This is a genomic window from Aliiglaciecola sp. CAU 1673 (genome assembly GCF_029223185.1).
Taxonomy (GTDB): Bacteria; Pseudomonadota; Gammaproteobacteria; order Enterobacterales; family Alteromonadaceae; genus Bowmanella.
In genome coordinates this window covers 12751-25893 of record NZ_JARHUG010000026.1, presented here as the reverse complement: position 1 = coordinate 25893, position 13143 = coordinate 12751, and the positions used below count along the sequence as shown (strand labels likewise).

Genomic DNA, 13143 nt, shown 5'->3' with positions numbered 1-13143 from the left:
ACGCCATCACCATTGCCCTGCCCGTCCTGATAGCTTTGTCGTTCACATTGTGGGCTATGGTTTAAAAATATGGGCATCATCCAGCTGGTCCAACGAGCCGTAACTGGTAATCCGGCAGCGAATGGGGGATGATCCGCGGCAAAATAAAGCCCAATGCTGATTTGGATTGACGAAATGAACAACAACAAGCGTCCCCTTTATATCCCATACGCCGGTCCTTCTTTGTTGGAAACTCCATTGCTGAATAAAGGCAGTGCTTTTAGTGCGCAGGAGCGCAAAGCGTTCAACCTGAACGGTTTGTTGCCGCCCCGTTACGAGACCATCGAAGAGCAGGTCAGCCGTGCCTACATGCAGTATTCCAGTTTCGATACGCCTCTGAACAAGCATATTTACCTGCGTGCCATACAGGATAACAACGAAACCCTGTTCTACCGCTTGTTGCAGGATCATCTGGAAGAGATGATGCCGATTATCTATACCCCCACCGTAGGGGATGCTTGCGAGCAGTTTTCCGATATTTATCGCAGTTCCCGAGGCTTATTTATCTCCTATGCCGAGCGTGAGCATATGGACGATATTCTGCACAATGCCACCAAGCGTAAGGTGAAAGTCATCGTCGTCACCGATGGTGAACGCATTTTGGGTCTGGGCGATCAGGGCATCGGTGGAATGGGTATTCCCATCGGTAAACTCTCCCTCTATACCGCCTGTGGCGGCATCAGCCCAGCCTACACTTTGCCGGTGATGCTGGATGTGGGTACCAACAATGAAAAACTGTTGGCCGATCCTATGTATATGGGCGCCCGTCATAAGCGCATCAGTCAGGAAGAATATGACGCCTTCGTGGAAGATTTTATCCGCGCCGTGCAACGCCGCTGGCCCGATGCCATGATCCAGTTTGAGGACTTTGCCCAGCAAAACGCCATGCCATTGCTTAATCGTTATCGCAACAAAGTTTGCTGCTTCAACGATGACATCCAAGGCACCGCGGTGGTCACTGTGGGCACCCTACTGGCCGCTTGTCGCACTAAAGGTAAGAAACTCTCAGAACTTAAGGTGGCCTTTGTTGGGGCAGGCTCTGCCGGCTGTGGTATTGCCGAACAGGTGATTCGTCAGATGCGCGCCGAAGGGTTGGAAGACAGCCAGGCCCGCTCACAAATCTTTATGGTGGATAGATACGGTCTGCTGACCGAGGGCATGGAGGGACTGCGTGATTTCCAACAAGCCCTGTGTCAATCCAAGCAAGCACTCGCCCAGTGGAGCTTCAGCGGTGAATATCCATCGCTTTTGGATGTGGTGCACTGCGCCAAGCCGGATATCTTAATTGGGGTATCTGGCCAAGCCGGGCTTTTCACCGAGCAGGTCATTCGTGCCATGAAACAAAATTGCGCCCTGCCGATTATCTTCCCATTGAGTAACCCGTCCAAACAGATTGAAGCGCGACCGGAGAAAGTTATTGAGTGGACAGAAGGCAAGGTCATTATCGCCACTGGCAGTCCCTTTGACCCAGTGCAATACAACGGTAAAACCTACGCCATCGCCCAATGTAACAACAGCTATATTTTCCCGGGGATCGGCTTAGGCGTGCTGGCCACCAAGGCTCGATTGATTTCTGATGAGATGTTGATGACCGCCAGCAGCACTCTTGCGGCGGCTTCCCCTTTGGCCAATAAGGGTGAAGGCTCATTGCTACCGCCGTTGACCGAGCTTGCCACCTTAAGCAAGAAGATCGCCTTCGAAGTAGGCAAGGTGGCCCAGCAACAAGGGCTGGCTTTGGAAATGAGCGATGAGATGCTACAGGCCAAGATCGAGTCCAATTTCTGGACCCCGGAATATCGCCAGTATCGTCGCGCCAGCCTCTAATCTTTTAGTCGGCACTGTAGCGACAGTTGCTGCAGTGCCGTTACCGCTTCATCGGCCCTATCTTCTGGCACAAAGAGATGATCATGATAAAAAGCCGAAACCGGATTTACGCCCATCTCAAGCCTGGCCAGCACCGCAGTGATCCTGGCTAAAAAGCCCACCGCCTCTAATGAAGAATGGATATTCAAAGTGATCATTCTGCACGGAAATGCATAGTCCCAGCGTTGTGCTTCTGCCACTTCACGCTCAACAATCAGGGTTGTGCCTTCTTCCTCCATAAACACCATCTTCGGATGAACATCCGCACGCCAGGATTGGCCTTTAGGCAAAGTAACAAACACAAATACCGGTTCTTTCAGCACCGGCTGCATGTTGGCAATTAACTGGTTGAGATTCGATTCACCTTGCATCTTATTAATGGTCCAAAAACACAATTCACTGCTATAAGAAAAATATCATATCTGTAACTAGCGCAGCATGGTAACCCTGAGTCGCAACCATAATCTGATAGAGATCAGTCTGATACCCAACCGCTCTGCCACCTGGCGTCAGACCAAGTGGCTGGTCGCCTTTTTGGGTTTTGTTTGCCTCTCTATTGCTTTGGCCTGGACTTTTCTTGGCGCTTATCTGGTGTTGCCGTTTGCCGGCTTGGAAGTGGGACTATTGTGGTTGCTGGCTCATCATGTGTGTTCGCATACCTACAGCAAACAAAAGCTACTGATTGATGAAGACAGCATAGAAGTTCAGTGGGGCAGAAACCGGCTGGAAAGACGTTGGCGCTTTGTGCGAGAAGCCTGTTTGTTCAGAATTAATAAAGCCAGACATTCACTCAGTCCGGATAGCATTTTTCTGGATGACGGCTATCAACGGATTGCCATTGGCGAACGATTGAATAAGGCTGACAACCAGGAGTTAATCGCGCTACTGCAAAGATTAGACTTACCCTGCCGACTGGGTGGCCAGCATAAGATCCGGTCTCTGGATGTTTTTGATTAATATCGCCCCGCCATCGCTGAGCATGCTTGCGCGGAGCAAGCATCAACAGCTTTAGCTGGCTTGCAAAGCAAGTGAGCCACACGGATGTGTTGAATAATCAACGTTCCGGACAGTTTCGACATACGACCGCCATGGAAGGCGGAAGTGCAGTTTGTGCAGGACGCAACCATCTGCCCGTCCATCCCTGGACATAAAAGGTTTGCCTGGAGCAAAGCAACGTCGGAGGCACCACGACGGCCCGAAGGGTGGCGGGCAGGAAGCCCACCATCGCCGAAGCAACGCTCCTGGCAGCTTCGGCATACCGTCCATCCCTGGACATAAAAAAACCGCCCGAAGGCGGTTTTTTTCAGAACATCAATCCAACAGCAATTAAGCTTCGGCGATGATCTTAACCATAACGGTTGCGTGTACGTCGGAGTGCAGTTGCAGATCCACTTCGAACTCGCCACACTCACGCAGGGTGCCGTGAGGCAGTTTTACTTCGGATTTGGCAACTTCTACGCCAGCAGCAGTCAGTGCATCGGCGATATCACGAGTACCCACTGAACCAAACAGTTTACCTTCGTCACCAGCAGGGGCAGCGATAGTAACAGTGGCCAGCTCGGCAACCTTGGCAGCGCGGGCTTCGGCGGCAGCCAGTTGGTCAGCCAGCTTGGCTTCCAGTTCGGCGCGACGCTGTTCGAACTTCTCAATGTTGGCCTTAGTAGCAGGCACAGCCTTGCTCTGAGGGAACAGGAAGTTACGAGCATAACCTGATTTTACAGTGACCTTGTCACCCAAGCCGCCCAGGTTGGCGATCTTGTCTAGTAGAATGATTTCCATCTTTGCTACCTCTATTTACGCCAAGGGTTACTTGTGAGAATCAGTGTAAGGCAGCAGAGCCAGGAAGCGTGAACGCTTGATGGCGCTGGACAGCTGACGCTGATACTTGGCACTGGTGCCAGTAATACGGCTAGGAACGATCTTACCGCTTTCGGTAATGTAGTTCTTCAGCAGGCCGGTGTCTTTGTAATCGATCTGCTCAATGCCTTCGGCAGAGAAACGGCAGTATTTACGACGTCTGAAAAAACGAGCCATTGTCTAGTCTCCTAATCTGTTATTCTGCGGCAGCATCGAATGCTGGGCGCTCTTCACGCCTTTCACGACGCTCTTCTTTGGCCATTGGAGATGGCTCAGTCACAGCGTGCTTGGTGCGCATGATCAGGTTACGCAGAACTATGTCGTTGTAACGGAAAGCTGTTTCCAGCTCGTCGATAGCCTTGGCAGAAGCTTCAGCATTGATCAGCACGTAGTGTGCTTTATGCAGCTTCTCGATGGGGTAAGCCAGTTGACGACGGCCCCAGTCTTCCAGGCGGTGAATTTGTCCACCATCGGCTTTGATGATTCCGGTATAACGTTCGATCATACCAGGAACCTGCTCACTTTGGTCCGGGTGAACCATAAAAATGATTTCGTAATGACGCATTGTCGCTCCTTACGGTTGTAGCCTCTTGCAGCTCAGCCCGGTGCTGCTTAAGACAAGGAACTCAGTTATTCAGGCTGATTGAGGGCGCGCATTGTATATAAAGCGCGCGCCTTAAACAAGGAGAAAATGCGCCCAGTGCCGGGATATTCGGCGCGCCATCAAAGATGCTCCGCACCTACCAGCATGCCAACCCCTAAAAGCGCCACTCCAGACCAAAGCCAGGACTGGCCACTGACTTTTTCGCCCAGCACCTTGGCTACCAGTAACGACAAGATCACACTGGTGGCAAACAGGGTTTGTACCACCGCCGCCTTGGTATGGGTAAAGGCCAGCATTTGCAGATAAAGCGCAGCAAAGGTGCCGATAATGGTGGCCAGCGCGAACAAACGCCAGGTATGCACAGCATCGTGAGTTTTTGGCAACCAGCGCTGACGGCCAAGCACCATCAATACCACAATAATGGCCATCCCCCCCACCAGGCGCAGCTGACTGGCATTGGCCGGGTCGATACCGGTGCTGGTAAGAATATCGCGGCTGATCACCGCCCCCACGGCCTGGCATAAAGCGGCAAGACCTGCATACACAAAACCCGACAATTCAAAGGGCCGGTCAATCTGCTTCTTATGCAGCTTGATGACCATATCCACTGCAAAGATAACCAGCGCAATTCCGGTCCATTGCTGCCAGGTCAGCCATTCGGCAATCCAGGCCATGGCCAGCAATGCAGTAAATATAGGCGCCAGGGTTTCGGCAATCAGGATGGATTGGCTATCGCCGATTTTATTCAGCGCTTGAAAAAAGAAGGTATCACCCAAGCCGATGCCGATAGCACCACTGACCAAAAGCCACATCATTTGCGTTTGATTCAGTTCTACTGCTGGCGGCAGGTACCAGGTCAGAGGCAATAAAATGATGATCGCAGCGACCCCTTTCCAGAAATTCAGGGCCAAAGGTGAAAAACTGGCGCCCAATTGGCGGAATAGGCGGGCGGCCACTGCCCAGCAGCAGGCAGTACTTAAGGCAGCAATCTCTCCAATCACAAGCGTCTTCTCCTGGCAACATTTTGGGGGCGCTAGGGTACTGGCTAACCGGCATAAACACCAGATCGGGCTGATTCTTATTCTTGATATTTTGGCTATGCTTGAAACTCTAATTTCGGAGTTATTTATGATCAGCTCCACAGAGTCCATCGCAGAGCAGTTGCTGGTTTTCGTTCACCAAAGTCAGGATGGATACGCTATTTATTGTGCAGATGACAGTTTGCTTTATGCAAATGATGCCTTCAGGCAAATATTTTGTATTCCCGCGGACTACCAAGGACTGAGCTTCGATGACGTGATCCGACTGGCACATCAGCAAAAGTACGGTATCAAAATTGACGCCGATGATATCGATTCTTGGTTGTCTTATGCCCACTCCAGACGCCGAAGCCGGCCCTTTAGGTTGTTTGAAGTGGATATGGAGGATGGCCGCTGGTATTTGTTTTCAGAACAAGTAGGTAACCAAGGTGATTTACTGGTGCAAGCTAAAGACATCACCAAGCAAAAGTTACTTGAAAACCAATTGCAAAAAATGGCGCTTACAGACCCACTTACGGGGATTGCAAATCGACGCTGCTTCGTAGATTCAGTCGCTTCGGAACTGAGCCGTTGTCGGCGTGAACAACAGCCGGTCAGCTTATTGCTTTTGGATCTGGATCATTTTAAACAGGTCAATGATAACTACGGTCATCAAGTCGGTGATGAAGCGTTGAAAAGCGTGTCCAAAACCATTCGTGAAACCTTACGTCAATACGATATCTTCGGGCGCATCGGCGGTGAGGAATTCGCCGTTTTCTTGGGCAACACCGGTCATGAACAAGCAATGGAAATTGCCCAGCGACTATGTGAGGCTGTGAGCGCGCAAGCCATCATCTATGAAAAAGGGCAGTTTGAGCTCACGACATCCATTGGTATTACCACCGTAAAGGATGAGGCAAATTTTGAACAGCTTTACCTAGAGGCGGATGAGGCGCTTTACCATGCCAAAGAATCAGGACGTAATCGGGTTGTTGCCTTTGGCATGCCGGCCTGAGTGCGTTAAGGTCTGTACTCAAACTTTCCTCTTTCGAAATTGCTGACGAGAACGCACTAAGGATATCGATGAGTGAAATTAAATATGTTCAGCCCAGCCGCTGCAAAAACCATCAAGGTGACATGCGACGGGTCGGGTTTGAATTGGAGTTTGCCGGTTTATCGCTGCATCAAACAGCGCAAATTGTGGCCAAAAGTCTACAAGGAAAGGTTGAATTCAAAACCGAAGCCGAATGTACTGTGCACACCGATTTGGGTGAGTTCCAGTTAGAGCTCGACTGGCAATTTGGCAAACGCATCGCCAAAGAGCGCGCACAAGCACGCAAGGAAGAGGGTGAAGAGGAAGATGATCAGTGGATGAGGTGGTTGACTAAGGTGGCACAGGAAATTGTACCTCTGGAAGTGGTATGCCCCCCGATACCCATGGATCAGTTGCAGCAGTTAGACGCTATGGTAGAAGCCATGCGACGGTCCGGTGCGGTGGGTACCCGCGATGCTCCCCACTATGCCTTTGGTGTACATATCAACCCTGAGATTCCGAATCAGGAGCCTGAGACCCTGGCCGCTTATTTGCAGGCTTACGGCTTGGCACAGGATTGGCTGATCGATATCCATAATGTGGATCTGGTGCGTCGCTTAACACCTTACATTGACAAGTATCCAAGCAGTTATCTTCGTCAGGTAATGGATTATTCAGATGCAGTCAGCCTCGAGCAATTGATTGATGATTACCTTGCGCATAACCCAACTCGCAACCGTGCTCTGGATATGCTGCCGCTGTTTAAATTCATGAATGAACAAAAAATAGTTGAAGCACTCCCTGACCCTCGGATTAAGGCACGGCCTACCTTTCATTACCGCCTACCCAACTGTGAGATAGAAAAAACCGGTTGGCATCTGAACCAAAGCTGGAATATCTGGTGCCTGGTGGAATATTTAGCCGACTCGGAGGAAACACGCTCAGGCCTGATTGACCAGTGGCAAGAATTTCAGGCAGGTATCCCCTTGGGAACTCCCCCATGGCATCAAGATCTCGATCGTCTCTATACCGGCCTGTTATAGGCGTAACGGGTAACGCCAGGCGCTTCTCACCTTCCTGGCATTTTATCAGGCTGGCGGTGTACCTGGCTGGTGGCCATGCCAGGCGCATCAGCGTGCGCCATGCCTTACCAGTGGAATGGCTGGATGGCCTGATTATCAGCGGTGGCGATGATATTCATCCATCCCTGTACGAAGGGGAAATTGTACCAATAGGCGAGTACGATGAGGCCAGAGATGCCCTTGAGCTGGAATATATCCAACACGCCGTCGACAAACACTTGCCGATGCTGGGGATTTGCCGCGGCTATCAGTTACTCAATGTGTTTTTTGGTGGCAAACTGCATCAGGATATCCGTCCGATGCGCCAGCGCACTTCCAATATTGGCACTATCCTGCCGCGCAAGACGGCGCTGGTACGAGAGCAAAGCCTGATCGGCAAACTGTTAGGTAAACAAAAAGCCATGGTCAACAGCCTGCACCATCAGGCCGTGGATAAAAGCGGCGATGGGTTTCAAGTCAGTGCCCATGATCTTGATCATTTTATCCAAGCAGTTGAACACGCTGACTTGCCAGTGATAGGCGTACAGTGGCACCCTGAGTACCTTATTTACCTGCAAGGCCAGCGCCATCTGTTTAAGTGGGTGGTAGATAAGGCCAGAGAGCGACATCAACGCTAATGGATTACCTGCTATTGTTTGGCGCGTCCTTTTTGGCCGCCACCTTTTTACCCTTTTATTCCGAAGTGTTTTTGTTTGCCCTGGCTAAACAAGGGGAACCGGGTTGGCTGCTGGTATTGGTCGCGACCCTGGGCAACACTTTAGGCGCCGTGGTCAACTGGGTGCTGGGTAAATATCTGCTGCATTTTAAAGATAGGCGCTGGTTCTACTTCAAAGACAAACAGTTGGAATCCGCCCAGCGCTGGTTTCAGAAATACGGGATTTGGAGCTTACTGTTTTCCTGGCTGCCTATAGGCGGTGATGCTTTGACTTTTATTGCCGGGGTAATGAAGGTCAGGATAGTTCCTTTCCTGATTTTGGTCGGCTTTGGTAAAGGGATACGCTATCTGGTGATCCTGGGGATCTCAGCCTCAGTGTCATTCTAGTTAGTCCTTAACGTATTGATATAATGAGTTCTGACACGCTCATACTCCCCTTTAGCAACCAATTCGTCGAAAACTGTGTCAAAGTCGTCCCGAAGCTTTTGCTCACGAAAGCCAACATAAAACCACAACGGATTGTTAGTGACGGGGAGTAACACCTTGCCCCAGCGTTTGCGGTTAAGTCCCAACTGCCCTTCACCCCAGGCAAACGAAAATGATTTAAGGTGCCATTCCAGCAACGCGTCATCAATTAAAATGACATCACACTTGCCGCTGACCCAGTCAGCCACCTGCTGCTTTTGCACTGCATATTCGAAATAGTCTTTCTTTAAGGACATCTGTTGGGCATTACCCAAATGCTGACTGGCTTGCTGCCAGGCACAAATACTGTAGCCCTGCAGTTCATCAATGTTACTCAGGGTGAAACCGGGATTATCGCGATGAATCGCAAAGTTGTGGTAAGCCACAAATGGCTTTGAATAATATAAGCCCAGGTGTCCGGGGGGCATTTCCACGGCAATATCGACATTCCCCGAGAGCAGCAATTTTTCCATACGACCGTTGGAAACATAGGTCATATCAAACTGCCAACCGAGACGGTTTGCCACTTCCTTAAATAAAGCGGGACTGATGCCATCCCCGGTTTGCTCATCCACATAAGGTGGGCGGCTTAGGCCAAAGGCCACCATCAGTGGTTCGGCAACTGCTGACTGCAATAAAAAATAAAGCAGCAAAAGGGTTTTCAGGCTAACAGTGAAAACAGCAGAAACAGTATCGGCGGCTCTAAATACCGGCATGTAAGCAAGAAATCCTTCATCACACGGCTATCAAATAACAGCATATCGCTAAACCACAAGGAGGACTAACACAATTGCAGTTTGATGACCTACTCTCACCTTGCTGCTTGTCTGAGCATTTCGGCGAATATTACAGCTTTCAATCGGCTGATCTTGGCAAAAAACTAAAAATAACCTAACGATTCAAAAAAAATTCACTATACTTTCACACCAAATTTTTTCGGCGCTAATAGACTAGTGCCGCGTTAACCAACACAGCAGAAGTTAAAGGATTTAAAACATGCTAGTCATCTCAGTACTGTTCCTTATCGTATTTGTGCTTTTACTCTATGCATTAAGGGAAGATACGGGTAAAAATACCCGCCACTCTCGCAACCAGCGGCCCGCCACCAAGGCTGAGGCAAGCTTCAAGAAAAGACCGCTGCGTATGGGCGACTCATTGTTCTAGGCGTGTCTGTTCAATAAAACCTTTGATTCCCCATCACTACTGGTATGCTCTTGTACCTTGTAGCGAGAAAGCAATGAGATATCAATGCGTTGGGGACCCGGACTTCTGGTTACCGCGGCCTTTATCGGGCCCGGAACCATCACCACCGCCAGCTTGGCCGGCGCACGTTTTGGCTACAGCCTTATCTGGGCTTTGCTGTTTTCAGTACTAGCCACCATTGTTTTGCAGGAAATGGCCGTTCGCCTTGGCCTTATTCGTGGGCAGGGTCTGGCTGAGTCTCTTCGCGAAGGAATTCAGGCCCCATTGGCAAAATGGCTGAGTGTATTCTTGGTGGTTGCTGCCATCGGCATCGGCAGCGCGGCCTATCAAGCCGGCAATCTGACCGGCGCTGCCATGGGGCTTAGCCATCTAACCGCATTACCGCCAACCACCTGGATCCCCGTCTTAGGGGGTGCGGCCGGCGTATTGCTGTGGCAAGGGCGTCAGCAATGGCTTGAACGCGCACTGATTGGGTTGGTGGGGCTGATGAGCCTGGTGTTTGTGACCACCTTGTTTGTGGCAGGGCCCGATTGGCAGGCATTGTGGCAAGGATTAGTCCGTCCCAGTTTACCAGAAGGCTCACTGACCACCGTCTTGGCTCTGTTTGGCACCACCATCGTCCCCTACAACCTGTTCCTGCATGCCAGTCTGATGGCAAAGCAGCAAGCCAAGCCAGGTGCAGAGCGAGAAGCACTGCGTCAGGCCAGACTGGATGCGGGTCTGTCAATTGGCTTGGGTGGACTGATTACCCTTGCTATCCTCGCCACAGCGAGCGTGGCTTTTTATGGTGCAACGGGCGGTAGTATCAATGCGGCCAATATCGCCGATCAACTAGCGCCATTACTTGGCGACCTCTCCGGGCAGTTCTTTGCCTTAGGACTTTTTGCAGCAGGCTTGACCAGCGCCATCACGGCGCCGCTGGCCGGCGCCTTTGCAGTATGCGGCATGTTGGGTTGGTCCAGCCAATTAACGGCACCGGGATTCCGCTTGGTGTGGATCTGCATCCTGCTGTTTGGCATGGGCACCGCCATGATGGGTACCAGCCCATTATTGCTGATTCTTTTTGCGCAGGCCGCCAATGGATTGTTATTGCCTATCATCGCCGCATATCTGCTGTGGTTAATGAACCAAAGAGACATGCTCGGACAGTGGGTCAATGGGCGAGCCTTTAATGCTGTGGTGTCCTTTGTGCTGCTGGGACTGACTGCCCTAAGCGGCTACAAGCTATGGACAGTTTTCGTCAGATAATCACCAGATCGTCGCGGTGCACCACCACTTCATGGGCGGCAAAGCCGAGGATCCCCTCAAGCTCAGCGCTTTTTTTGCCACTGATTTTTTCAAGCTCGGGGGCATCGTAGAGACTGAGACCGGTGGCAATGGGCGCCTCCTGGAACCAGATTTCCACCGCATCGCCGGCACTGAACTGGCCCTGAGTTTTGACTACGCCCACCGGCAACAACGAAGCGCCTTTATTCAACAAGGCATCACAGGCACCTTTATCCACCCAAATTTTGCCTTTGGCTTTGAGGCTATGACGTAACCATTCTTTCTTGGCCCGGCTGCGCGACTGCTTGGGTAAGAAGCGGGTGCCAGGCACGATATCTTTGCCCAGCAGTTCAAAGGCTGAGGCCTTGTGACCGTTAACAATCAGCGTTTGAATCCCATTCGCCGCGGCCTTTTTCGCTGCCTGCAACTTGGTTTGCATGCCACCAGTACCCACACTGCTGCCGCTGCCGCCGCCCAATTGCATAATTTGCGGGGTGATTTCACTCACTTCCGCAAAGAGCTTGGCGTCAGGGGTTCTTCTGGGATCGGCATCATAGAGGCCATCCACGTCGGTACAGATAAACAAGGTATCCGCTTCGGCCACCAGCGCTACCAGCGCCGCCAGATTGTCATTGTCGCCGAACTTGAGTTCGTCGGTGGCCACCGTATCGTTCTCATTGATAATCGGCAGAATGTGAAAGGTAAGCAGTTCACGCACGGTATTTTTGATATTGAGATAGCGGTCGCGATCGCGAATATCACCATGGGTCATCAATAACTGTGCGGTAGGAAAATCAAACAGCCTGGCCCAATTCGCCATCATCCGGGTCTGGCCTACCGCCGCCATGGCCTGCTTTTGTGCCATTGTGCTTTTACCCGGCAGTGGCATGGCGCTACGGCCCGCGGCAACCGCCCCGGAAGATACCAGGATCACTTCCCTGCCCTTAGCGCGGCTATGGTTGATAAACTGCGCCAAAGACAACAGGTGTTCGGTGCGACAATCTTTGCCATCAGGAGCAATCAGGGCGCTACCCACTTTGATCACCGCCCGCTGCCAATTGAATTTCTGTTGCACTGACACCTGTTCATCACTCATAACTGAGATTTCCGCATAAGTTTTGTCTATTTGATAAGCTGCACATAAAATACGTCCCTTGTTTATTCCAAGGCAATAGAAATGCTACGAAATCTGATTGGTGTGTTGTCCATTCTCGGGTATGCCGTGAACACCTTTGTGTGGTTTGTACCCATTATGATTTTTTCGGTGCTTAAGCTGATCCCCATCAGAGCCTGGCGAACCCTGTTAACTCACGGTTTGGACGGCTGTGCCTCGGCCTGGGTGCGGGTAAATACCATCAATCAGAATCTGACGGGGCACACCAAATGGGATGTCATTGGCCTGGAACAATTGTCCCGCAAAGATTGGTATCTGATCATCGCCAACCATCAGTCCTGGGTTGATATTCTGGTATTACAGCGCATTTTTAGCGGCAAAATCCCGTTTTTGAAGTTTTTCCTAAAGAAAGAACTGATTTGGGTACCCTTTCTGGGCTTGGCCTGGTGGGCTTTGGATTTCCCCTTTATGCGCCGCTACAAACGCGCATTTCTGGAAAAGAAGCCCCATCTCAAAGGCAAAGATCTGGAAACCACCCGTAAAGCTTGCGAGAAGTTTCGCCACAAGCCGGTCAGCATTATGAATTTTGTTGAAGGCACCCGCAGAACACCGGCCAAGCAGAAAGCCCAGGGCATGCCATTTAAGCACCTGCTCACGCCCAAAGCGGGTGGTGTCGCTTTTGTCCTTGGCGCTATGGGTGACAAGCTGCACAAACTCTTGGATGTGACCATTCACTATCCTCAAGGCGTCCCTACCTTTTGGGATTTTGTCTGTGGCAAGGTAAAGGAAGTCCAGGTCCGCATCAGTATTATGTCGCTGGACAACCTGTTGCCCGGTAATTATTTTGAAGATGCCAAACAACGCGAAGCCTTCCAGCAATGGCTGAATGAACGCTGGCAGCTAAAAGATCAAACCCTTTCCCAACTGAGTATGAGCCGTTAAC

The 13143-nt window shown here is 51.0% G+C and carries 16 protein-coding genes; 9 read left to right on the top strand and 7 right to left on the bottom strand.

All coding sequences use genetic code 11. The annotated features are described in order from the left end of the window. The first annotated feature begins 174 nt into the window (after nucleotides 1-174). Entirely contained in the window at nucleotides 175-1863 is a 1689-nt protein-coding gene (locus tag P2G88_RS18795) for an NAD-dependent malic enzyme (RefSeq protein WP_275798952.1), read from the top strand. On the opposite strand, the gene P2G88_RS18790 is transcribed toward P2G88_RS18795, so the two are convergent. Further along, complete coding sequence (locus tag P2G88_RS18790; protein ID WP_275798949.1) at nucleotides 1860-2273, bottom strand: ACT domain-containing protein; 414 nt, start codon at nucleotides 2271-2273, stop codon at nucleotides 1860-1862. The two genes, P2G88_RS18795 and P2G88_RS18790, sit on opposite strands and share 4 nt — an antisense overlap. A 67-nt stretch (nucleotides 2274-2340) precedes the next feature. Here P2G88_RS18790 and P2G88_RS18785 point away from each other — a divergent pair, with 67 nt between their 5' ends. Next, entirely contained in the window at nucleotides 2341-2859 is a 519-nt protein-coding gene (locus P2G88_RS18785; protein WP_275798946.1) for a DUF2244 domain-containing protein, read from the top strand. Nucleotides 2860-3228: 369 nt separating this feature from the next. On the opposite strand, the gene rplI is transcribed toward P2G88_RS18785, so the two are convergent. The 4 genes from rplI to P2G88_RS18765 form a co-directional block, all read right to left on the bottom strand. After that, nucleotides 3229-3681: a 50S ribosomal protein L9 gene (rplI, locus tag P2G88_RS18780; RefSeq protein ID WP_275798942.1), complete on the bottom strand. Its 453-nt coding sequence runs from the start codon at nucleotides 3679-3681 to the stop codon at nucleotides 3229-3231. Nucleotides 3682-3708: 27 nt separating this feature from the next. Next, on the bottom strand, nucleotides 3709-3936 hold the full coding sequence (gene rpsR, locus P2G88_RS18775) for a 30S ribosomal protein S18 (RefSeq protein WP_275798939.1): 228 nt from the start codon (nucleotides 3934-3936) through the stop codon (nucleotides 3709-3711). A 19-nt stretch (nucleotides 3937-3955) separates the two neighbouring features. Beyond that, nucleotides 3956-4324, bottom strand: coding sequence for a 30S ribosomal protein S6 (gene rpsF / locus P2G88_RS18770; RefSeq protein ID WP_275798936.1), 369 nt, complete (start codon nucleotides 4322-4324; stop codon nucleotides 3956-3958). A gap of 158 nt (nucleotides 4325-4482) precedes the next feature. Further along, nucleotides 4483-5364: a DMT family transporter gene (locus P2G88_RS18765; protein ID WP_345798889.1), complete on the bottom strand. Its 882-nt coding sequence runs from the start codon at nucleotides 5362-5364 to the stop codon at nucleotides 4483-4485. 127 nt (nucleotides 5365-5491) lie between these two features. On the opposite strand from P2G88_RS18765, the gene P2G88_RS18760 reads away from it, so the two are divergent. From P2G88_RS18760 to P2G88_RS18745, 4 genes are all read left to right on the top strand, one after another. After that, entirely contained in the window at nucleotides 5492-6397 is a 906-nt protein-coding gene (locus P2G88_RS18760) for a sensor domain-containing diguanylate cyclase (protein WP_275798933.1), read from the top strand. 68 nt (nucleotides 6398-6465) lie between these two features. Next, a complete protein-coding gene (locus P2G88_RS18755) occupies nucleotides 6466-7458 on the top strand; it encodes an amidoligase family protein (protein ID WP_275798930.1) in 993 nt (330 codons plus the stop codon). Continuing rightward, on the top strand, nucleotides 7416-8114 hold the full coding sequence (locus P2G88_RS18750; protein ID WP_275798927.1) for a gamma-glutamyl-gamma-aminobutyrate hydrolase family protein: 699 nt from the start codon (nucleotides 7416-7418) through the stop codon (nucleotides 8112-8114). Before P2G88_RS18755 ends, P2G88_RS18750 begins: the two co-directional genes overlap by 43 nt. Then, the gene (locus tag P2G88_RS18745) at nucleotides 8114-8539 is read left to right on the top strand and encodes a YqaA family protein (RefSeq protein WP_275798924.1); all 426 of its coding nucleotides are present in this window, start codon (nucleotides 8114-8116) and stop codon (nucleotides 8537-8539) included. Before P2G88_RS18750 ends, P2G88_RS18745 begins: the two co-directional genes overlap by 1 nt. Here P2G88_RS18745 and P2G88_RS18740 read toward each other — a convergent pair. Next, nucleotides 8536-9333: a transporter substrate-binding domain-containing protein gene (locus P2G88_RS18740; RefSeq protein ID WP_275798922.1), complete on the bottom strand. Its 798-nt coding sequence runs from the start codon at nucleotides 9331-9333 to the stop codon at nucleotides 8536-8538. The genes P2G88_RS18745 and P2G88_RS18740 overlap by 4 nt on opposite strands. 280 nt (nucleotides 9334-9613) lie before the next feature. Between P2G88_RS18740 and P2G88_RS18735 the strand changes: the two genes are divergently transcribed. Both P2G88_RS18735 and P2G88_RS18730 read left to right on the top strand, forming a co-directional pair. Beyond that, nucleotides 9614-9781, top strand: a complete 168-nt coding sequence (locus P2G88_RS18735; RefSeq protein ID WP_275798919.1) for a hypothetical protein — start codon at nucleotides 9614-9616, stop codon at nucleotides 9779-9781. 84 nt (nucleotides 9782-9865) lie between these two features. Beyond that, entirely contained in the window at nucleotides 9866-11068 is a 1203-nt protein-coding gene (locus P2G88_RS18730; RefSeq protein WP_275798916.1) for an Nramp family divalent metal transporter, read from the top strand. Here the strand turns inward: P2G88_RS18730 and proB are convergent. After that, nucleotides 11061-12182 carry a glutamate 5-kinase gene (proB, locus tag P2G88_RS18725; RefSeq protein ID WP_275798913.1) on the bottom strand — a complete coding sequence of 374 codons (1122 nt, stop codon included), beginning with the start codon at nucleotides 12180-12182 and terminating at the stop codon, nucleotides 11061-11063. The two genes, P2G88_RS18730 and proB, sit on opposite strands and share 8 nt — an antisense overlap. Before the next feature lie 81 nt (nucleotides 12183-12263). Here proB and P2G88_RS18720 point away from each other — a divergent pair, with 81 nt between their 5' ends. After that, nucleotides 12264-13142: an acyltransferase gene (locus P2G88_RS18720; protein ID WP_275798910.1), complete on the top strand. Its 879-nt coding sequence runs from the start codon at nucleotides 12264-12266 to the stop codon at nucleotides 13140-13142. The last annotated feature ends 1 nt before the right edge of the window (nucleotide 13143 follow it).